We start from the raw sequence: 20,806 nt of genomic DNA, 5'->3' as shown, positions 1-20,806 counted from the left end.
GACGGGTGCGTGTAGGGACCGCTAGCGCTGTCCGGTCATGGGAACGGCAGGTTCAGGCAAGTAGACCTTGCCCCCGGCTGCCAGGAATTCCTCGCTCTTTCCCTTCATTCCCGCGGCCGCTTCCGCCAGGGCTGCCTGTGATCCGGCTGACCCGTATTCGTCCCGGATGTCCTGGCTGATGCGCATGGAGCAGAACTTCGGCCCGCACATCGAGCAGAAGTGCGCGGTCTTGGCCGGCTCGGCGGGCAGGGTCTCGTCGTGGAACGCCTCAGCCGTTACCGGATCCAGGGACAGCGCGAACTGGTCACGCCAGCGGAACTCGAAGCGCGCCTTGGACAGGGCGTCATCGCGCTCGTGCGCTCCCGGGTGGCCCTTGGCGAGATCGGCCGCATGCGCGGCGATCTTGTAGGTGATGACGCCGGTCTTCACGTCATCCTTGTTGGGAAGGCCAAGGTGTTCCTTTGGCGTAACGTAACACAGCATTGCCGTGCCGTACCGGGCGATTTCCGTAGCTCCTATGGCCGAGGTGATGTGGTCGTAGCCCGGCGCGACATCCGTGACCAGCGGCCCCAGCGTGTAGAACGGCGCACCTTTGCACAGTTCCTGCTGGCGCTCCACATTTTCGCGGACACGGTGGAAGGGAATGTGCCCGGGGCCTTCCACCATGACCTGCACATCGTATTTCCACGCGCGTTCGGTCAGCTCCGCCAGCGTGTCCAGTTCAGCGAACTGGGCTGCATCGTTTGCATCTGCTGTTGAACCCGGCCGCAGCCCGTCGCCGAGGGAAAACGCGACGTCGTACTTGGCGAAGATCCCGCAGAGCTCGTCGAAGTGCGTGTACAGGAAGTTTTCCTGGTGGTGCGCCAGGCACCAGCCGGCCATGATCGAACCGCCGCGCGAGACGATCCCCGTAACCCGGTGTGCGGTGAGCGGCACATACCGCAGCAGGACCCCGGCGTGGATGGTCATGTAGTCCACGCCCTGTTCGCACTGCTCGACCACGGTATCGCGGAAGATCTCCCAGGTCAGCTCGTTGGCCTGGCCGTTGACCTTCTCCAGCGCCTGGTAAATGGGGACGGTGCCGATCGGGACGGGGGAGTTGCGGATGATCCACTCGCGGGTGGTGTGGATGTCGTCGCCGGTGGAAAGGTCCATCACCGTGTCCGCGCCCCACTGGGTTGCCCACTGCAGCTTGTCCACCTCTTCGGCTATGGAGCTGGTGACGGCCGAGTTGCCGATGTTCGCGTTGATTTTGACCAGGAAGGCCTTGCCAATGATCATCGGTTCGGACTCAGGGTGGTTGATGTTGCTGGGGATGATGGCCCGGCCTGCGGCCACTTCGCTCCGCACGAGTTCCACACTGCAGTTCTCCCGCAGCGCCACGAAACGCATTTCGGGGGTGATGACACCTTGCCGGGCATAGTGCATCTGCGTCACAGTCTTACCTTCGACGGCGCGGCGGGGCACCGGCTGCGCCCCTTTCCACTCCGCTGATGCTGCGCCGCGGCGGACGGCCGAGCGGCCGTCGTCCAGCAGGTTCCGCTCCCGGCCGCCGTACGCCTCCGTGTCCCCCCGCTCTACGATCCACCCGGAGCGGAAGGGGCGGAGGCCGCGGACAGGGTCACTGCCGGGACCTGCCGTGCGGTAGGTCCGGAAGGGGGCGTTCGCCTCTCCGCTGGGCGAGGGCTCCAGGGCAATCTCCGTCACCGGAACCCGGATGCCGGACTCCGCGTCCTCGATAAAGGCCAGTGAATGGGATTTCAGCGACTGTGTGGCTGGCTGCGCCCCTGCAGCCCCGGACCGGGCACTACCGGCCTGATTTTGGGCAGGGTGGAACTGTTCTTTTGGTGTACTCAAGGAATACTCACTTCCTTCGCCGGCATTACCCGGACAGGTTCGACGGTCGCAGGCTGCCTCAGCCCGATCTCAGCCCCTGCAGGGGCACCCGTGTGGTCAGGAACGAAGCTACCACAGCGCCCCGGCGGGTAAAGGAAAAACGGTTGTCATATTGCGGTGCTAGCCTGACGGGCGAAGAAGAAGGGGTGCGCATGCCGGAAATCATCGGGTTCACCGGGACGGTTCTGACCGGGCCCCACCGTGAGCAGCAAGGGCTCTGGTCAGTTGGCGGAACACTGACCTTCACCCGCCCCAAGCAGGGGCCCGACATGCTTTTGGACGGCTGGGTGCTGCCGGGTTTCGTGGACGCGCACTGCCACATTGGTCTCGGTCCGGACGGGCCGGTTGATCCTGCCGTTGCCGAAGAACAGGCCCGGACGGATCTTGCCGCCGGCACCCTGCTGGTCCGCGACGCGGGGTCCCCTGCTGATACACGATGGCTGCAGGGCCGCAGCGGCGTCCCGGTGATCATCCGCGCCGGCCGGCACGTTGCACGCACCCGCCGGTACCTGCGGGGGTTCGCGGAGGAGGTTGAACCCGATGGCCTGGTGGAAGCCGTCCGAAAGCAGGCCCGGGCCGGCGACGGGTGGGTCAAACTCGTTGCCGACTGGATTGACCGGGACGCCGGCGACCTCGCGCCTTCCTTTCCGCCCGCCGTCGTCCGTGATGCTGTGCATGCAGCCCACGACGAGGGCGCACGGGTCACGGCGCACTGCTTTGCCGAAGACACGCTCGACGACGTGCTCGATGCCGGGATCGACTGCGTGGAGCACGCCACTGGACTGCTGCCACGGCACCTTGCCCGGTTCATGGAGCAGCAGGTACCGATTGTGCCCACCCTGATCAACATCGCCACCTTTCCGGACATTGCCGCCCGGGCAGAACGGAAGTTTCCGCGGTACGCTGCGCACATGCGGTCGCTGTGGCAACAGCGGGCAGAGCGGGTGCTTGAGGCATATGAGGCAGGGGTGCGGATCTATGCCGGTACCGATGCCGGCAGCGTCATCCGGCACGGCAGGATCGCCGACGAAATCCTTGCCCTGCACGCAGCAGGACTGCCCATGCCAGCTGCCCTGGATGCGGCTGCGTGGAGTGCGCGGACGTGGCTCGGGGCGGCGGGAATCCGGGAGGGAGCACCCGCGGACGTCGTCGTCTTCCGCGACGATCCGCGGAAGGTGCCCGGAGCGGTGAAGGAGCCCGCGCATGTTGTCCTCCGCGGGCAGGTGGTCGGCTGAGAACCGGCGGCACAAGTTTTACCTGCAGGCTTGGAATAAATTGAAGCTTCAAGTAATCTTAAGAGTGAAAGGCCTCTGCTCCAGGACGGCCCCGACCACCGGGAGTTCTCAATGACTGCACAAGCCGCCAGCCAGGATCTTCTTCCTGCCGACCTCGCGATGGGCACTGTCATGCTCAAGGTGGGCGACATGAGGGTCATGACTGACTATTACCAGCGGGCCCTTGGCCTTGAGGTTGTCGCCGAACAGGACGGCGGCCTGTACCTCGGGCGGCTGCAGAAGCCGTTGGTGCACCTTGCTCCGGCTCCCGGGCTGAACCTTCCGGGCAGGGGGGAAGCCGGGCTCTTCCACACTGCGCTGCTGTTCGAGAACCAGGCGGATTTGGCTGCCACCATCGCCACTGCAGCGCAGTACGAACCCCGTTCCTTCACGGGCAGTGCCGACCACCTGGTCAGCGAGGCGTTCTACTTCAACGATCCCGAGGGCAACGGGATTGAGCTCTACTGGGACCGGCCGCGCAGCAACTGGTCCTGGAACGGCACGGATGTGGTGATGGACAGCCTGGCGCTGCCGCCGCAGCGGTACCTTGAGCAGCACCTCACCGAGGAATCCCTCGAACGCCAGCGCGGCAGTGTGGCAGGAGTGGGCCACGTGCACCTGCAGGTGGGCGACGTCCAGACGGCGCGCGACTTCTACGTGGGGACACTTGGCTTCGAGAAGACCGCCGGCTGGCATGGGCAGGCGCTGTTTGTCTCGGCGGGGCGCTACCACCACCACATGGCCATGAACGTGTGGAACAGCCGCGGCGCCGGGCCGCGGAAGGACACCCTCGGCCTCGGCGAGGTGCTCATCGAGGTCCCGTCAGGGGACGACGTCGGCGCCCTCGCAGACCGCCTCAGGGTCGCCGGCGTTGCTGCCCACCACACTGGAGCCGAACTGCGGTTTGAGGATCCATGGCGCAACCGGATCCGGGTTGCGGTGCGTTGACGAGGGCCGCGCCGCCGGGGAAGCCGGCGGCGGCTGTACTAGGCTGAATCCGAACCTGCTGAACCCGAACGGCCGGGCGGCAGTTTTGCTTCCCGACGGGCCGCACCATCAACGGAATGAGGGCACTTCCCATGGGCTTCACCGAAATCTTTGTCGCCACCCATGATGCCGCGCTGGAACGCGCAGGCATCCTTGACCAGGGCGGCCATGCGCCTGCCGGCGACGCAGTCCGAATCCCGGGAATCACTGACTTCGAGGTTGAACAGCTGGGCGATTTGGCCGGGACCGCGGTGCACGCCGGCGGGGCGGATTACGAGCTGACCATGGTCGACGTGGCGAGCGACTCGCTCCTGGCGGTTCCGCCGGCCATGGTGCGCGCCCTGGCCGACCTGTTGTCCTATGAAACCGAAGGCGAAGGCAACGTCCTCGATGATGTTGCCGAACAATGGGCTGCCCAGGAAGACATGCCCTTCGGCGCCGCCGAGGCACGGACGTATGTGCAGCAGGTGGCCGAACTCGCCGGCGGAGTTGGCGACTCGGAGCGCACCGGCCTCTATGTCTGGTCCGTCTGAGCTGTCCCTCGCGCAACCTGTCGGGGCCGGCGCCGGTGCCAAGTCGAAATCCGGACGCTGATCTGGCACAATAAACAGGTACTCGATCGGCGTGGCCCCTCTCTCCGCGTCAGGATCCTGTCCTTCGAACCCGCAAGTACGGCCCGCCCCACGGGTGCAGAACGTCGGGTTCACCCCTTTTCTGAAACAGGAGTGACCACAACAGTGGCCGTAAAGATTCGCCTTAAGCGCTTCGGCAAGATGCGCGCCCCGTACTACCGCATCGTCGTCGCGGACTCACGCACCAAGCGTGACGGCCGCGCCATCGAGGAGATCGGCAAGTACCACCCTACCGAAGAGCCCTCGTACATCGAGGTCGACTCTGAGCGTGCGCAGTACTGGCTGTCCGTGGGCGCCCAGCCGTCCGAGCAGGTCGCCGCGATCCTCAAGATCACCGGTGACTGGCAGAAGTTCAAGGGCCTGCCGGGCCAGGAAGGCACCCTGAAGACCAAGTCTGAAAAGGAAGCCTTCGTTGCCCCGGAAAAGGGTTCCGTGATCATCCCGGAAGCCATCACCAAGAAGGCATCCAAGTCTGACGCCGCCGAAGCACCTGCCGAGGCCGAAGCAGAGACCACCGAGGCTGAGTAGATTGCTGGCAGAAGCGCTGGAACACCTGGTCCGGGGGATCGTTGATTCTCCGGAAGATGTCAAGGTCAGCTCCAAGAGCAACCGCCGCGGGGACACCCTCGAAGTGCGTGTGCACCAGGACGACCTCGGACGGGTGATTGGCCGCCAGGGCCGCACGGCGCGCGCACTGCGCACCGTGGTGGCAGCCCTGGCCGGCGGGGAGCCGGTGCGGGTCGACGTCGTCGACACCGACCGCCGCCGCTGAGCGCTCGGCAACCTCCAGTTTTTGGCTCCGGCCCCTTCACCAATGCGGTGGAGGGGCCGGAGTGCTTTCACCAGTACACACGTGGACCAACCACAACCCAAACAGAGGAACACATGCAGCTTCAGGTGGCACGAATCGGCAAACCCCACGGCATCCGCGGGGAAGTTACGGTCCAGGTCCTGACCGATGCCCCTGAGGAACGGTTTGTGCCTGGCACCGAGTTCGTGGTTGAACCGGCGTCCCATGGCCCGCTGACCGTGAGCAGCGCCCGCTGGAACAAGGACATCCTGCTTCTGGGGTTCGACCAAATTGCCACCCGCACTGAAGCGGAAACCCTCCGCGGGGCCAAGCTCTTCATCGAAACGGAAGAACTGGACGAGGACGACGACGAAGGCTGGTACGAGCATGAGCTCGTTGGACTTGAGGCGCGGGTGGGCTCCCGGGTCGTCGGCAAGGTTGCCGCCCTCAACACCATGCCTGTCCAGGACCTGCTGGTGGTGACTACCCCGGACGGCGACGAGATCCTGATCCCCTTCGTGGAGCAGATTGTTCCCGAAGTCAACGTCGACGAAGGGTACATCCTCCTCACCCCGCCGGACGGCCTCTTCGAACTGAATTCGGAAGATGTGCCTGCCTCTCCTGAGGCGGAGGGCAAAGCGTAGATGAGGATCGACGTCGTCACCATTTTTCCGGACTACCTGGCACCGCTGGAGCTCTCGCTGATCGGAAAGGCCCGGCAGGACGGCCTGCTGGACCTGCGCGTCCATGATCTCCGCGCGTTCACCACGGACAGGCACCGGACCGTGGATGACACCCCCTATGGCGGCGGCGCCGGCATGGTGATGAAGCCCGAACCCTGGGCCCAGGCCCTTGCGGCGATCGTTGAAGACAGCCCGCAAAATGCGGGAAAGCCTGTCCTGATTGTCCCGTCGCCCGCGGGTGAACGCTTCACCCAGGCTCTTGCCTACGAACTGGCGGAAGAAGAGCACTTGGCGTTCGCGTGCGGCCGCTACGAGGGGATTGACGAGCGCGTGATGGAGTGGTCCCGGGAGCACTTCGACGTCCGTCCCGTCAGCCTTGGGGACTATGTCCTGAACGGCGGGGAGGTGGCTGTCCTGGCCATGGTGGAGGCGATTGGCCGCCTCCTGCCCGGTGTGGTGGGCAACCCCGAATCGTTGGTGGAGGAGTCCCACTCGGACGGGCTGCTGGAGTACCCCGTCTACACCAAACCCTCGGTTTGGCGGGAGCGGGAAGTGCCGGCGGTGCTGCTGAGCGGCAACCACGGCAGGATCGCACAGTGGCGGCGGCACGAACAGTTTCGCCGGACCGCTGAGCGGCGTCCTGACCTGCTCGATGGGTTGGACGCCGGCAAGCTGCCGCGTGCCGACCGCGCGGAACTGCAGGACCTGGGGTACGACGTCGTAGACGGCCGTCTGCGCCGCCGGCCGGACAGCGGGGGTGCCCCGCAGGGCTGACCTGCCGGGATTGGCTGTAACCTCCGCGGTGTGGCAAAATTAGTCCTTGTGTCTGCTGGGTCCGCACCTGCCACAGGGGGAGCGCAACCAACAGCCAAGACAACCGGCCCCGTCAAACAGTGAAGGGACCGGACCACCTAACTTTCGGCAGAAATCGTCGGTCCGCCAGTACGGCGTCCCTGGCTTTCCTGCCGTGACCCAAAGTGAATGACCTGTGGCGTTCACCAGGAGTGCGATCATGCATATTCTCGATTCCGTAGATGCCGCTTCGCTGCGCAGCGATGTTCCCGAGTTCCGCGCGGGCGACACCCTCAAGGTGCACGTGAACATCATCGAAGGCAAGAACACCCGTGTCCAGGTTTTCCAGGGCTTCGTCATGGGCCGCCAGGGCGAGGGCGTCCGCGAGACCTTCACGGTCCGCAAGGTCTCCTTCGGCGTCGGCGTGGAGCGTACCTTCCCGGTGCACTCCCCGATCATCGAAAAGATCGAGGTCGTCACCAAGGGTGACGTCCGCCGTGCCAAGCTTTACTACATGCGCGCCCTGCGCGGTAAGGCTGCGAAGATCAAGGAAAAGCGCGACTTCAGCACCGCCAAGTAAGTCCTTCGGACCTACAAAGGCTGGGCCGCAGCCGTATCCGGCCAGCGCCGGAGCCATGCACCAGCGCCAGGATACGGATTATGGACCAGACAAAACGCCAGCCCCGGAACATGGGCTGGCGTTTTGCGTTCCTTGCCGTACTTCTGGCAGTCGCCATCAGCGGGCTGGTGAGGTCACTGTGGCTTGATGTCTACTTCATCCCCTCCGATTCCATGGAACCTGTCCTGGACGGCGGGGACCGAATCCTGGTTTCCCGGACCGACTTCCAGGAGGAACCAATCCGGCGCGGGGACATCGTCGTCTTCGACGGCCGGGGCACCTTCGCCCCGCTGAACAGCGGCCGGGGCCCGCTGGCGGAAACTGCTGCCGGCATCACCCAGTGGCTCGGGCTCTCCGGCAGTGACACCACCTATGTCAAGAGGGTCATTGGTTTGCCTGGCGACTCGGTGGCCTGCTGCGGTCCCGACGGCAAGGTGACGGTCAACGGGCAGCCATTGGAAGAGCCGTACATCTTCGCCGGCGACGTGCCCAGCACCCAGAAGTTCAGTGCCCTGGTCCCCGAGGGGCGGCTGTGGCTGATGGGCGACCACCGGTCCCTTTCAGCCGACTCCCGAAGCCTGCTTGGCGCCCCCGGCGGCGGCATGGTTCCCCTGGACAGGGTGATCGGCAGGCCCGTCCAGATCATCTGGCCCCTTGATAGATTTGCTCCAGTACCTCGTCCGCCTGCGGCAGGACAAACAACAGAGAACGGACAGTAGATGCCCGAGAACCACGCGCGGATTCCTGAGCCGCGCCACGACGGCGCTTCGGACGTTCCGGCCGATGCCCCCGCGGCGTCCGGCCAGCGTCCTGACGCTCCTGCTCCCGCCACCGCAGGCAGCCGATCCGCCGCGAAAGCGGCAGGAAAGCCTGCAGGCAACCCGGTCTTTGCCTGGCTGAAGGAAATCGCCACGGTGGTGGTCATCGCCGTCGTACTCTCCTTCCTGATCAAGACGTTCCTGTTCCGGGCTTTTTTCATTCCGTCGGAGTCCATGGTCAACACGCTGGACGTGGACGACCGCATTTTCGTCAACCTCCTGGTACCCGAGCCGTTCTCTCTCAGCCGCGGCGACGTGGTGGTATTCCGGGACACCAAAGGCTGGCTGCCGGCCGCGCCGGAGCAGCCACAGGGACCCTTCACATGGGTTCAGGAAGGCCTGACGTTCGTAGGCCTTCTGCCGGACAACTCCGAACAGCACCTGGTCAAAAGAGTCATCGGACTGCCGGGTGACCACGTGGTGTGCTGCGACGCCGGCGGTAAACTGACCATCAACGGGACTGCGATTGACGAGACCTACGTCAATCCCGCTGAGGTCCCGCAGATCCGCAACTTCGACGTGGTTGTTCCCGAAGGGAAGGTGTGGGTGATGGGCGACAACCGGAACCACTCCGCCGACTCCCGCGCCCACATGGATTCCGACGGCGGTTTCATCGATCTTGACGACCTCGAAGGCAAGGCCGCCGTCATTGCCTGGCCGCTGAACCGCATCACCACCCTCGACAACTACCCGGACGTTTTCCGGAACGTGCCGTCGGCACCCTGACCATGCCTCCCGCAGTCAAGGCCCGCCCGGGGTCCAAGGCGCCCCTCCGCAGCAAGGCGCCGTCCCTCAGGCATGAGCGGACTTTTAAGGCGCAGGGTATCCGCTACCTGGCAGGAGTGGATGAAGTGGGGCGTGGTGCCCTTGCCGGCCCCGTCAGCGTAGGCATCGCCGTGGTGGACCTGGAACGCCAGAAACCGCTGGCCGGCGTGCGGGACAGCAAGCTGCTGACCCCTGCCGAGCGGGAACGCCTGGACCCGTTGGTCCGCCGGTGGAGCGTGGCAGCCGCCGTTGGACACGCCTCCGCCCAGGAGATCGACTCCCTCGGGATCATCGCTGCGCTGCGCCTGGCCGGGACCCGGGCCTGGCAGGACGTTGTCTCAACGGGGATCCGCCCGGAGGCCGTGCTCCTGGACGGAAGCCACAACTGGCTTTCCCCCGCCGAACAGCTCTCTCTCTTTGAGGAGCCGGTCTTCGAGGTCAGCTGCGACGCTCCCGTGCACACCAAGGTCAAGGCCGACATGCAGTGCCTGAGCGTCGCGGCGGCAAGCGTCATCGCCAAGGTTGAACGCGACCGGATGATGCGGGAACTGCACCTTGAGTTTCCCGACTTCGGTTGGGACATCAACAAGGGGTATGCCACGGTACTGCACCGCGATGTCCTCCGCGCAGCCGGCCCCACGCCCTACCACCGGGTCAGCTGGCGGCTTCTGGGCGGTGACCTGCTCGACGGCGGGCTGGCCGGCGGCGAAGAGCTGGGCGACGAGGAGCGGGCTGAAGGGGAAGTGCCCGCCGGCGAAGGCTGAGCTTCCCGCCTCGGACACCAGCTGACGTGCGGATGGTGCAAGATGGAAGCATGAGTGCTGAGGACCTTGAAAACTACGAAACCGACATGGAGCTTCAGCTCTACCGTGAATACCGCGATGTCGTCGGGCTGTTCAGTTACGTGGTCGAGACCGAACGGCGCTTTTACCTGGCCAACCATGTGGATCTCCAGGCCCGCAGCGCGGACGGCGAGGTCTACTTCGACCTGACGCTGCAGGACGCCTGGGTCTGGGACGTCTACCGTTCGGCGCGCTTTGTCAAGAGTGTCCGCGTCCTGACCTTCAAGGACGTCAACGTCGAAGAGTTGCCGCGCAGCGAGGAACTGGCGCTGCCCAAGGACGTCGACCTGGGCCACTAGCTTTCCGCCCATCGCCCGGACTTGTCCTGCACAGGGGTGGCCGGCCCCACACTAGTCCACATACGGGACGGGGCCCCTGTCCTCTGTAAACCAGCCGTATCAGGCTGGTTGCGGAGGTAGAAATGAAATCAAAAGACCTGCTTGGCCGCCACGGCGAGGACCTTGCCGTTGGTTATCTGGAAGCCCTTGGCATGCTGGTGGTGGAGCGCAACTGGCGGTGCACCGAAGGTGAAATAGACATTGTCGCCCTTGACGGCGACGCCCTGGTGATCGCCGAAGTAAAGACCCGCCGTTCCCTGGATTACGGCCATCCGTTCGAGGCCGTCGGCCCCGACAAACTCGCCCGCCTTCATCGGCTTGGTGCCGCCTGGTGCCGTGACCGCGAGCTGCGAATGCCGCTGCGGCGCGTTGATGTCATTGCGGTGATTGACGACGGCGGCGGCTCCCCCCTGGTGGAACATCTCAAGGGGGTGGGGTGATGCCCCTGGGCCGTACTTACTCCATCGCCCTGGTGGGGTTGAACGGATACCTGGTCGAGGTGGAAGCCGACATCGGCCAAACCCTTCCGGCGTTCGTGCTCCTGGGCCTGCCGGACGCTTCCCTTAACGAGGCCAAGGAACGCATCCGGTCCGCTGCCAAGAACTCCGGTATTCCCCTTAGCCGCCGGAAAATCACCGCCAACCTCATTCCTGCCTCACTGCCCAAGCGGGGCTCGGGTTTCGATCTGGCGGTCACCATAGCGGTGCTGCGGGCCGCCAATGACATCAAACCCACCGGGCGCACAGTCTTCATAGCCGAGCTGGGACTCGACGGCAGGCTGCGCCCTGTCAGGGGCATCCTCCCGGCTGTCATGGCCTCAGTCCGGGCCGGTTACCCAGACATCGTTGTTGCGCAGGCAAACCTGGCAGAGGCGGCGCTGGTGCCGGACGCCAACGTGCGCGGGTACAGCACGCTGGCGCGGCTGGCGCTCGATTTCGGGGCCGACCCCCAGGAGCTGGCCCTGGACTTCGAACCAGAGGACACGGACAGCACCGGGGACGCTGGCGCGGAAACCGGCAGTTGCCCCGACATGTCTGACGTCTCCGGCCAGGGCGATGCCCGGCGCGCGCTGGAAGTTGCGGCAGCCGGTGCACACCATCTTCTCCTGACCGGTCCGCCCGGCGCCGGGAAGACGATGCTGGCAGAACGGTTGCCCGGGCTGCTGCCGGACTTGGGTGACCATGAGTCCATGGAGGTCACCGCAATCCATTCGCTGTGCGGACTGCCGTCATCCTCGGTCCAGCTCCTGAGACGGCCGCCATTCGAGAGCCCGCACCATTCTGCTACTGCCGCAGCCATCATCGGCGGTGGTTCCGGGCTTCCCCGGCCGGGAGCGGCGTCGCGGGCGCACCGTGGCGTCCTGTTCCTGGACGAGGCACCGGAGTATGAACGCCGCGTGCTGGACGCGCTGCGCCAGCCGCTGGAGAGCGGTGAGCTGGTGATTCACCGGTCTGCCGGAACCGCCGCCTATCCGGCCCGCTTCCAGCTGGTCCTTGCGGCCAATCCCTGTCCATGCGGCAAGGCCACCGGAAAAGGGCTGGAGTGCACCTGCACGCCGCTGATGAGGCGGCGGTACATGGCCCGGCTGTCCGGGCCGCTGTTGGACCGGGTGGACATCCAGCTGCAGGTGGAGAGAGTCTCCCTCGCCGATTTTGGCCAGGCAAGAGCCGAAGAGGACACAGCCACCGTTGCCCGGCGTGTGCGGGATGCCCGTGCTCGGCAGCAGGAGCGACTCGCGCCCTACGGACTGGAGACGAATGCGCAGGTCCCCGGCCGCGTATTGCGGGGCGAACTGCGGCTGCCTCCCGCCGTCACCCGCATCCTGGACCACTCACTGGAGCGCGGGGTCCTGACTGCCCGCGGGTACGACCGGGTACTTCGTCTGGCGTGGACGCTGTCCGATCTGGGTCACGGAGAGAGGCCGGACACGAACGATATCGGGCAGGCCCTGGGGCTTCGACAGGCAGCGGCGGCCGCAGCATGAAGGAAGCAGCCATGGCCGACAGCGAACGCCTATCCCGGGCAGCCCTGTCACGCCTGATGGAGCCGCAGGACGCGGCAGGCCTTGCACTCGTACAGGCAACCGGGGCAGTGGATGCGCTGCGAGTCGCCACCGGCCAGTTAACGGCAGGACCGGAGTTGGAACAGGAAATCACCGCACTCCTGGCCGGTTGCGGTTCTTCCTCCGCATGGTCCGGGCTCGCCGCATCCCTGAAGCGGTGGCAACCCCGGATACCCGACCTTGCTCCCGAGCGGGACCTCGCAACCATGGCCCGCCTCGGCGGGCGGCTGATCACTCCCGCGGACGAACTGTGGCCCACTCAGTTGGCCGACCTCGGGATCCAGGAGCCAATCTGCCTCTGGTGGCGGGGGCAGGAACAACAGCTTCCCACAGTTGCTGCATCGGTTGCCGTTGTCGGTTCCCGGGACAGTACCAGCTATGGGGCAGCCGTCACCGGGGACATCGCCTACTCCCTGGCACAAAGAGGCCTTACCGTGGTGTCCGGCGGAGCGTACGGCATTGACGCCCATGCCCACCGTGCCGCCCTGGCCGGAGCTTCCAGTACCGTTCCCACCATTGCTGTGATGGCCGGGGGAGTGGACAGGTTCTATCCCTCAGGCAATGAGGATCTCCTGCGGGCAGTGTGCAACCAGGGAGCAGTACTCGCGGAGGTGCCGCCGGGCTCCGCCCCGACGCGCTACCGGTTCCTCCAACGCAACCGGATCATTGCCGCACTGTCTGCCGTGACGGTGGTGGTCGAGGCCAGGTGGCGCTCCGGAGCGCTCAACACCGCACATCACGCGGAGACTCTTGGACGTGCTGTCGGCGCCGTCCCGGGATCGGTTCACAGCGCCAACTCGGCGGGCTGCCACCGGCTTCTGCGGGACGGGGGAGCAGTCTGCGTGACCGACGCTGCGGAAATCGCCGAACTTGCAGCCCCAAGCGGCTCGGCGCTTCCTGATGCCCGCCACGGGGAGGCTGCGGTGCAGGACGGGCTGACGCTCGAAGACTTGATCCTTCTGGACGCGCTTCCGCTGCGGTCCACCACGTCCGTTGACAAGCTCTCCGTGGTGGCCGGTTTGGGGCAGGAATCAGTCCGTGCAGGGCTGGGCCGGTTGGGACTGCTGGGCCTTGCCGTCTCGGAGCGCGGCGGCTGGAAACGTGGGAAGGTCAACGACTGAAGGCGCCATGACCAGGGCCCCAATCGGCCAGGTACGGCTCCAAAGGGACCGTGTCAGGCGCTACATTCCGGGCCGGAGCTGGGACAGTAGGAGAGTGGAAAATGAGGAACTGCCCGCGGAGCTCGGCGCTGCACTTGGCGCCTTCGCGCGCTACCTCACCGCCGAGCGCGCCGTTTCGCCGCATACCCTCCGCGGTTACGTAGGGGATGTCCGCAGCCTCCTTGCCCATGCCTCAGGCGAAGGTGCACGCGCCCTCGAGGACCTTGACCTCGGCACCCTTAGGCGCTGGCTCGGGACGCAGAGCCAGGCCGGTGCAGCGCGCACGACACTTGCCCGGCGGTCAGCTTCCATCAGGGTTTTCACTGCCTGGGCGCTGGGCGAGGAACGCCTTACCGCCGATCCTGCCCTGAGGCTCAAGGCCCCGAAACGGGAACGCTCCCTGCCCGCCGTGCTGCAGGCCCGGCAGCTGGCCCGGCTGCTCGCAGGCCTGGAAGAGGCGGCGGCGGAAGGTGCTCCGCTTGCCGTCCGCAACCGGGCCATCGTGGAGCTGCTCTACGCCACGGGTGTCCGGGTGGGCGAACTGGCCGGGCTGGACATTGACGACCTCGACCCGGACAGGCGGACGTTGCGTGTCATCGGCAAGGGCAACAAAGAGCGGACCGTCCCGTACGGCGTTCCGGCTGCCCTTGCGGTGGATGACTGGCTCCGGCGGGGCCGGCCCGTGCTCGCCAAGGCCACCAGTGGCCCTGCCCTCTTCCTGGGCTCCCGAGGCGGCAGGGTGGACCAGCGCCAGGTCCGGGCCATGGTCAACACCCTCTTCGACGAATTGGGCGACACCTCCGCATTAGGGCCCCACGCATTCCGGCACTCCGCGGCAACCCACCTGCTGGACGGCGGCGCCGACCTGCGCGCCGTCCAGGAGATCCTGGGACACAGCAGCCTTGCCACTACCCAGATCTACACCCATGTTTCCGTGGACCGGCTGCGGAAGAGCTACCAACAGGCACACCCCAGGGCATAAAGGGCCAGCAGGAATCGCACTGGCGTAATTCGGTGGGGTACGGCACAATAAGAGTCACGTCCGGCAACTTTCAAGTCGCGCTTGAAGCTCTACGGCTTCCTGCGCCACGGGGGTACGGACAACAGCAGTACTACATCTGAATATTCGGGCAGGAACCACCGCCGCAGTGCAGGGCACGGCAGTTCCATCCAGGCAGAGGTCGTTGGGGAAGACGTACCTAGAGCTATGGAGGATGGAATGTCTGTTGCAATGACCCGCGGTGTGCTGTTTGTTCACTCGGCCCCTACGGCCTTGTGTCCCCACGTTGAGTGGGCCATCGGATCCGTCGTGGACAAGCGGACGGACCTTGAGTGGACCCCTCAGCCTGCTGCGCCCGGAATGTTCCGGGCTGAGCTGTCCTGGACCGGTGCCCCCGGTACTGGATCCAAGCTTGCCTCATCCCTGCGCGGGTGGGCGCACCTCCGTTACGAGGTTACCGAGGAGCCCAGCCCCGGCGTTGACGGCGGGCGCTGGTCGCATACGCCGGAGTTGGGGATTTTCCACGCCGTGACGGATGTCCACGGCAACATCATGGTGTCGGAGGACCGGATCCGCTACGCGTACGAATCCGGCTCCGGCGATCCGGCCGCCGTCTACCACGAGCTGTCCCTCGCCCTCGGCGAAGCCTGGGACGAAGAACTCGAGCCTTTCCGGCACGCCGCCGAGGGAGCACCTGTGCGCTGGCTCCACCAGGTGGGCTGACCGCCGTCGAGCAGACGCTATTCCATAGCAAAGAGGAGGCCCCGCCAACCGGCGGGGCCTCCTCTTATGCGTGCGCGGTATCAGGACCGCCACGGTCTGTCAGGCGCTGCGGACGGCAATCACGGCGTTGTGCCCGCCAAAGCCGAATGAGTTGCTCAGCGCCACTATGCTGCCCGAGGGCAGGTCGCGGGCAGAGGTGACGACGTCCAGCGGGATCTCCGGGTCCTGGTTTTCCAGGTTGATGGTGACGGGCGCCTTCCGTTCGTGGACGGCGAGCACTGTAAGGACAGCCTCGACGGCACCGGATGCGCCCAGGAGGTGGCCCATCTGCGACTTGGTCGCAGATACGGCAACGCTGTCCACATGGGCTCCCAAGGCAGCGCGGAGGGCCGTGTACTCAGGCTTGTCGCCCACGGGGGTCGACGTGGCGTGGGCGTTTACGTGCACCACGTCCTCCGGCTGGATCCTGCCATCGAACATCGCAGCCTTGAGGGCACGGGTGGCGCCCAGACCCTCAGGGTCCGGGGCAGTGATGTGGTATGCGTCGGCGGTGACGGACGTGCCCGCCAGTTCGCCGTAGATGCGCGCACCGCGTGCCAGCGCGTGTTCCTCGGCCTCGAGGACCAGCGCGCCCGCACCCTCACCCATGACAAAGCCGTCGCGGGCCGTGTCGTAGGGGCGGGAGGCGCGCTCGGGTTCATCATTACGGCGGGAAAGGGCCTGCATTGAAGCGAAAGCGGCCAGGGGCATGGGGTGGATGGCAGCCTCGGCGCCGCCGCACATGACCACATCCGCCTTGCCGGAGCGGATAAGATCCAGTCCCAGGTGCAGGGCCTCGGTGCCTGAGGCGCATGCCGAGACCGGGGTGTGGGCGCCGGCGCGGGCACCCAGGTCCAGGCTGACGGCAGCGGCAACACCGTTGGGCATCAGCATGGGAACGGTCATGGGGAGGACCCGGCGGGGTCCTTTTTCCTTCAGCGTGTCCCAAGCGTCCAGCAGCGTCCAGACACCACCGATGCCTGTTGCGAAGGCAACGGCCAGCCGGTCCTTGTCAATTTCCGTGATGCCGGCATCGGCCCAGGCTTCGCGGGCGGCAATGACGCCGAACTGGGTGGACGGGTCCATGCGCTTGGCTTCCACGCGGCTGAGCACCTCAAGGGCGGGCGTGCTGCAGCGGGCAGCGAAATGGACAGGCAGCTCGTACTTGCTGACCCAGTCGTCCTCCAGGGTGCGGGCACCGGAGACCCCCCTAAGCGCGTTGTTCCACATCGTGGGCACATCGCCGCCGATGGGCGTGGTGGCGCCCAGACCGGTAATGACTACTTTGCGTGTCATGGGATCACTCTTTCGTCGGTGGGGAATCCGTCTGCCGGAGGTCCCGCGTTGTAATGATCGGCGCATTCCGCTTCGGGAAATGTGCCGGAAAAATGCGGCGGGCTGCCGGTCCGGTCAACCGGACCGGCAGCCCTGCCATGCCGAAAAGACGGCGGAAGCTCGGAGCTAGGCCTGTGCTCCGGCGATAAAGCTGACGGCGTCGCCAACGGTCTTCAGGTTCTTGACCTCTTCGTCGGGGATGCGGACGCCGAACTTCTCTTCCGCGTTAACCACGATGGTCATCATGGAGATGGAGTCGATGTCCAGGTCCTCGGTGAAGGACTTGTCGAGTTCCACGGCCTCGGGGGCAAGGCCGGTTTCCTCGTTAACGATTTCAGCCAATCCGGCCAGGATCTCTTCGTTGCTAGCCATTGGTGGCTCCTTTTCTTGTATTGCCGGCAGGGACTGCCGGAAATGGGTCAGGCCGCGGGTGCGGCCCTTGGGCATTTCTAGGGAAGGACAACTACCTGGGCACCGAAGACCAGTCCCGCACCGAAACCGATCTGGAGGGCCAGGCCGCCGCTGAGCTCCGGGTTCTCCTGGAGGAGGCGGTGCGTCGCGAGCGGGATGGAGGCTGCAGAGGTGTTGCCGGCGTCAGCGATGTCCCGTGCCACTGTAACCGTCTCGGGCAGCTTCAGCTTCTTCACCATCTCGTCAATGATGCGCATGTTGGCCTGGTGGGGAATGAAGGCCACCAGGTCCTCGGCCTCGATGCCCGCAGCCTCAAGGGCCTGCTGGGCAACCTTGGCCATCTCCCATACCGCCCAGCGGAAGACCGTCTGGCCGTCCTGCCGAAGGGTTGGGTACAGCGCTTGCGCCTCCTCAAGGAGCGCGAGGTCACCGGTGGAGTCGGACTGCCGGGCGGCCATGCCAAGGTCGCGGACATCCAGCATGGACCGCGTCATGCCGATGGCGTCCCACTTGCTGCCGTCCGAACCCCAGACCGACGGGGCGATGCCGGGGGCTTCGGAAGGTCCGATGACGACGGCGCCCGCTCCGTCCCCGAGCAGGAAGGAGATGGTGCGCTCCCGGTTGTCGATGACGTCGGACAGTTTTTCCGCGCCGACCACCAGGACGTACTTGGCAGTGCCGGACCGGACCAGCGCGTCGCCCTGGGCAATCCCGTAGCAGTAGCCGGCGCATGCGGCCGAGATGTCGAACGCAGGGGCGGGGGTGGCGCCGAGGCGGTCAGCAAGGCTGGCAGCGGCAGAGGGTGTGGCGTAGGGGTGCGTCACGGTGGAGACAATGACAGCGCCGAGGTCGGAAGCTTCAATGCCGGCCTTGTCCATTGCCTCGCGGGCGGCACCCTCGGCCATGTCAATGACGCTGACATCTGCTGCGGCCCGGTGGCGCGTGACGATACCGGTGCGCTGGCGGATCCACTCGTCCGAGGAGTCGATCCACTGGCACACGTCCTCGTTGGTGACGATGACATCGGGGCGGTAGGCGCCCAGTCCAAGGATGCGGGTGTGCTCCTGGAGGGGAGCCTGCTTCAGCGTGGGAACGCTCATGCGTTTCCCTCCAGTTCTGCGAAGAGTGCCAGGGCTGCGGAAAGGTCGTCGGGGGTCTTGACGGCGACGGTCTTGACGCCGGGCATGCCCCGCTTCGCAAGGCCTGCCAGGGTGCCGGCGGGAGCAAGCTCAATGACGCCGGTGACGCCCCGCTTGACCATTGTTTCCATGCACAGGTCCCAACGGACAGGACGTGACACCTGGGCAATGAGGCTCTCGACGCCGTCGCGGCCGTCGGTAACTTCCGCGCCGTCGAAATTGGACAGCAGCGGAACCTTGGGAGCCTGCGGCTTCAGCTGCGGTTCCAGCGCCTTCAACGCACTTACGGCGGGTGCCATGTGGCTGGTGTGGAAGGCGCCGGCGACCTTCAGCGGAATCACGCGGGCCTTGGCGGGCGGATTGTCCGCAAGGGCCCTGAGCTGTTCGAAAGTTCCGGCGGCGACGGTCTGGCCAGCACCGTTGACATTGGCGGGGGCAGCGCCGGAGGCGGTGATGGCTGCAAGGACGTCAGCAGGATCACCACCCACCACGGCACTCATGCCGGTGGGTGTGACCGATGCCGCCTCTGCCATGCTGTTGGCACGTTCGCGGACGAACGTCATGGCTTCCTCGTCGGTGAGCACGCCGGCGAGGGCGGATGCGGTGATCTCGCCAACAGAGTGACCCGCCAGGACGATCGGAAGCGAGCTTAGTTCGACGTCAAAGAGGGAAGCTGCCGCCACCAGGCCGGCAGCGACGATCAGGGGTTGCGCGACGGCGGTGTCCTTGATGGTTTCTTCATCCGAGGTGGTGCCGTGGGCGATCAGGTCGATGCCTGCGATGTCGCTCAAGGAGGCCAGCTGGCCTGCCACCGGGGGCAGTTCGAGCCATGGGGCCAGAAAACCCGGGGTCTGTGAGCCCTGTCCAGGGCAGACTATTGCAAGCACGTATCCAGCTTTCCAAATTGCGGTGTGATCCAGCGGTGTTTGTCCGCACCAAGCTCACGGGGTCAGGTTGTAGGAAGTCTACAACGACTCAGGGCTGGTTCCGGGACGCCTGACGTTCGGCGGCAGCCTTCGGCGGGGCGGAAAGGCGGCCCACCACCAGTGCTGCCTGCAGTACGAATGCCTCCCTCGGCAGGAGGGGATCCCAGCCCGTTACGTCGCAGACACGCTTCAGACGGTACCGAACGGTGTTCGCATGGACGAAGAGTTCCCGGGCCGTGGCCTCCAATGAATGCCCGAGTTCCAGGTAGGTTCCCAGCGTTTCCACCAGGCCGTTGGAGGCCGCCAGGAGCGGCCGATAAATGTTCTTCACAAGTGAACGGCGTGCCGCGTCGTCGCCGGAAATCACCCGTTCCGGCAACAGGTCGTCCGCGGCCACCGGGCGCGGTGCGGAGGGCCAGGCCCTGGCCGCGGTCAGGCCGGCGAAGGCTGACTGGGCCGACCCGCTGGCCTCCAGCAGGGAAGTTGCTTCGGGGCCGTACACCACCGGTCCGGGAGCGAACATGTCGCTGAGCTTCACATACGCGGTTTCGCGATCCGTGACACCGCCCAAGATGAGGATGAGCCGGTCACCCTGGATCCCCACCAGGGCATCCTCTGCGTAGCGGCCTGCCATGCGGCGGAGTTCACTGACGTAGCTGGCGCTGGGCTCGGAGGGGGAATTGCCCACCATGACGGTGAACCGCTCCTGGGCTTTCCAGCCCAGCGCAGCGATTCTGGAGCGCAGGGCGTCCGTGTTCTCCCCGCGCAGGATGGCGTCCACGATCAGGGCCTCGAGCCGGGTGTCCCAGGACCCGCGGGATTCGGCGGCGCGGGCGTAAACATCGGCGGCAGCGAAGGCGACCTCACGTGAATACCGCAGCACGGCTTCGCGAAGCGACGGCTGGTCGGCTTCGGGTGCGATGACCGGGACCTGGTCCTCCACCACTTCCACCACGATCCGAATCAGCTGCAGGGCTTTCTGCAGGCTGATGGAGCGGGTCAGTTCGGTGGGGGCTGTTCCGAAAACGTCCGTCAGGATCCACGAGGGCGAGCTTGGCCGCTCATACCAGGTGACAAAGGCGGCGATGCCGTTTTGGGCCACCATCCCCAGCGCCGAGCGCTCGTCTGAGCTGAGGCGGCTGTACCAGGGAAGGGATTTTTCCAGCTCGCGCATAGTGGTGGTGGAGAGCTGGCCCACGTTCGCCCGCAGCTTTTTGAGCGTCTCTGACTTCTCCGGCGTGACCTTCGGAGTTGACGGTTTGCGCTGGGCCGACGGAGTGGCAGGTGCTGGCATTCTTTGAGCATACGGGCAGTGCCGCCCAACCTCCATTTGTGCGAAGGCTACAATCCGCTTTGCCGTGCGTCACAGGGGGGCAGTCCAAACGGACGACGGCGGCCCCCGCCTTTCGGAGGGGGCCGCCGTCACTGTACGGGGTCAAACGGTGAGGTCAGGCCTCTCCGCCCGCGTTGCCGGTGGTGCCGGCGTTCACGTTGTGGAGCCTGTACTTCTCGATTGCCTTCATTGGAGCCTGGGCGTCAACCTCGCCACGGCGCGCCAGCATCTCGAGGGAACGT

The 20,806-nt window shown here is 65.7% G+C and carries 23 protein-coding genes and 1 riboswitch; of the genes, 17 read left to right on the top strand and 6 right to left on the bottom strand.

The window, feature by feature from the left end; genetic code table 11:
- Positions 1–21: 21 nt before the first annotated feature.
- Positions 22–1,857: a phosphomethylpyrimidine synthase ThiC gene (gene thiC, locus FDW84_RS11180; protein ID WP_138609437.1), complete on the bottom strand. Its 1,836-nt coding sequence runs from the start codon at positions 1,855–1,857 to the stop codon at positions 22–24.
- Positions 1,852–1,959: riboswitch (TPP riboswitch) on the bottom strand. (Overlaps the previous gene by 6 nt.)
- A gap of 89 nt (positions 1,960–2,048) precedes the next feature.
- Here thiC and FDW84_RS11175 point away from each other — a divergent pair.
- The 17 genes from FDW84_RS11175 to FDW84_RS11095 all read left to right on the top strand — a co-directional run bounded on the left by FDW84_RS11175 (position 2,049) and on the right by FDW84_RS11095 (position 15,381).
- A complete protein-coding gene (locus FDW84_RS11175) occupies positions 2,049–3,131 on the top strand; it encodes an amidohydrolase family protein (RefSeq protein ID WP_138609435.1) in 1,083 nt (360 codons plus the stop codon).
- Between the two features lie 111 nt (positions 3,132–3,242).
- Positions 3,243–4,118: a VOC family protein gene (locus FDW84_RS11170; RefSeq protein WP_138609433.1), complete on the top strand. Its 876-nt coding sequence runs from the start codon at positions 3,243–3,245 to the stop codon at positions 4,116–4,118.
- A 131-nt stretch (positions 4,119–4,249) separates the two neighbouring features.
- On the top strand, positions 4,250–4,690 hold the full coding sequence (locus tag FDW84_RS11165; protein ID WP_171046761.1) for a hypothetical protein: 441 nt from the start codon (positions 4,250–4,252) through the stop codon (positions 4,688–4,690).
- Positions 4,691–4,894: 204 nt separating this feature from the next.
- Entirely contained in the window at positions 4,895–5,317 is a 423-nt protein-coding gene (rpsP, locus tag FDW84_RS11160) for a 30S ribosomal protein S16 (RefSeq protein ID WP_138134604.1), read from the top strand.
- Between the two features lies 1 nt (position 5,318).
- The gene (locus tag FDW84_RS11155) at positions 5,319–5,561 is read left to right on the top strand and encodes an RNA-binding protein (protein WP_138134603.1); all 243 of its coding nucleotides are present in this window, start codon (positions 5,319–5,321) and stop codon (positions 5,559–5,561) included.
- Positions 5,562–5,674: 113 nt separating this feature from the next.
- The gene (gene rimM / locus FDW84_RS11150; RefSeq protein WP_138609429.1) at positions 5,675–6,223 is read left to right on the top strand and encodes a ribosome maturation factor RimM; all 549 of its coding nucleotides are present in this window, start codon (positions 5,675–5,677) and stop codon (positions 6,221–6,223) included.
- A complete protein-coding gene (gene trmD, locus FDW84_RS11145; protein ID WP_138609427.1) occupies positions 6,224–7,036 on the top strand; it encodes a tRNA (guanosine(37)-N1)-methyltransferase TrmD in 813 nt (270 codons plus the stop codon). It begins immediately after the preceding gene.
- A 238-nt stretch (positions 7,037–7,274) separates the two neighbouring features.
- Positions 7,275–7,634, top strand: coding sequence for a 50S ribosomal protein L19 (rplS, locus tag FDW84_RS11140; protein WP_138609425.1), 360 nt, complete (start codon positions 7,275–7,277; stop codon positions 7,632–7,634).
- Positions 7,635–7,714: 80 nt separating this feature from the next.
- On the top strand, positions 7,715–8,392 hold the full coding sequence (gene lepB, locus FDW84_RS11135) for a signal peptidase I (protein ID WP_138609423.1): 678 nt from the start codon (positions 7,715–7,717) through the stop codon (positions 8,390–8,392).
- Entirely contained in the window at positions 8,393–9,217 is an 825-nt protein-coding gene (gene lepB / locus FDW84_RS11130; RefSeq protein WP_138609421.1) for a signal peptidase I, read from the top strand.
- A 2-nt stretch (positions 9,218–9,219) separates the two neighbouring features.
- Positions 9,220–10,020, top strand: coding sequence for a ribonuclease HII (locus tag FDW84_RS11125; RefSeq protein WP_138609419.1), 801 nt, complete (start codon positions 9,220–9,222; stop codon positions 10,018–10,020).
- Positions 10,021–10,070: 50 nt separating this feature from the next.
- The gene (locus FDW84_RS11120; protein ID WP_138134597.1) at positions 10,071–10,397 is read left to right on the top strand and encodes a DUF2469 domain-containing protein; all 327 of its coding nucleotides are present in this window, start codon (positions 10,071–10,073) and stop codon (positions 10,395–10,397) included.
- 122 nt (positions 10,398–10,519) lie between these two features.
- Positions 10,520–10,876 (top strand): YraN family protein, encoded by a 357-nt coding sequence (locus FDW84_RS11115; RefSeq protein ID WP_138609417.1) that lies wholly within the window; start codon positions 10,520–10,522, stop codon positions 10,874–10,876.
- Positions 10,876–12,420, top strand: coding sequence for a YifB family Mg chelatase-like AAA ATPase (locus tag FDW84_RS11110; protein ID WP_138609414.1), 1,545 nt, complete (start codon positions 10,876–10,878; stop codon positions 12,418–12,420). Before FDW84_RS11115 ends, FDW84_RS11110 begins: the two co-directional genes overlap by 1 nt.
- 11 nt (positions 12,421–12,431) lie before the next feature.
- Entirely contained in the window at positions 12,432–13,619 is a 1,188-nt protein-coding gene (gene dprA / locus FDW84_RS11105; protein WP_171046756.1) for a DNA-processing protein DprA, read from the top strand.
- Between the two features lie 94 nt (positions 13,620–13,713).
- Complete coding sequence (locus FDW84_RS11100) at positions 13,714–14,640, top strand: tyrosine recombinase XerC (RefSeq protein WP_171046755.1); 927 nt, start codon at positions 13,714–13,716, stop codon at positions 14,638–14,640.
- Positions 14,641–14,877: 237 nt separating this feature from the next.
- Positions 14,878–15,381 carry a DUF3145 domain-containing protein gene (locus FDW84_RS11095; protein WP_138134581.1) on the top strand — a complete coding sequence of 168 codons (504 nt, stop codon included), beginning with the start codon at positions 14,878–14,880 and terminating at the stop codon, positions 15,379–15,381.
- Between the two features lie 99 nt (positions 15,382–15,480).
- Here FDW84_RS11095 and fabF read toward each other — a convergent pair whose 3' ends face one another.
- From fabF to FDW84_RS11070, 5 genes are all read right to left on the bottom strand, one after another.
- On the bottom strand, positions 15,481–16,716 hold the full coding sequence (fabF, locus tag FDW84_RS11090) for a beta-ketoacyl-ACP synthase II (RefSeq protein WP_138609408.1): 1,236 nt from the start codon (positions 16,714–16,716) through the stop codon (positions 15,481–15,483).
- Positions 16,717–16,881: 165 nt separating this feature from the next.
- Complete coding sequence (locus FDW84_RS11085) at positions 16,882–17,127, bottom strand: acyl carrier protein (RefSeq protein ID WP_009359314.1); 246 nt, start codon at positions 17,125–17,127, stop codon at positions 16,882–16,884.
- A 77-nt stretch (positions 17,128–17,204) separates the two neighbouring features.
- Positions 17,205–18,266, bottom strand: a complete 1,062-nt coding sequence (locus FDW84_RS11080) for a beta-ketoacyl-ACP synthase III (protein WP_138609406.1) — start codon at positions 18,264–18,266, stop codon at positions 17,205–17,207.
- A complete protein-coding gene (locus FDW84_RS11075) occupies positions 18,263–19,192 on the bottom strand; it encodes an ACP S-malonyltransferase (RefSeq protein WP_171046754.1) in 930 nt (309 codons plus the stop codon). The genes FDW84_RS11080 and FDW84_RS11075 overlap by 4 nt, the downstream gene beginning before the upstream one ends.
- A gap of 88 nt (positions 19,193–19,280) precedes the next feature.
- Positions 19,281–20,525, bottom strand: a complete 1,245-nt coding sequence (locus FDW84_RS11070; RefSeq protein ID WP_138609402.1) for a PucR family transcriptional regulator — start codon at positions 20,523–20,525, stop codon at positions 19,281–19,283.
- Positions 20,526–20,806: the final 281 nt, after the last annotated feature.

It is taken from the genome of Pseudarthrobacter sp. NamE5 (assembly GCF_005796225.1).
In the GTDB taxonomy this organism is placed as follows: Bacteria; Actinomycetota; Actinomycetes; order Actinomycetales; family Micrococcaceae; genus Arthrobacter.
Note: the sequence above shows the minus strand (reverse complement) of the source record. Positions and strands in the feature narration are given on the sequence as shown.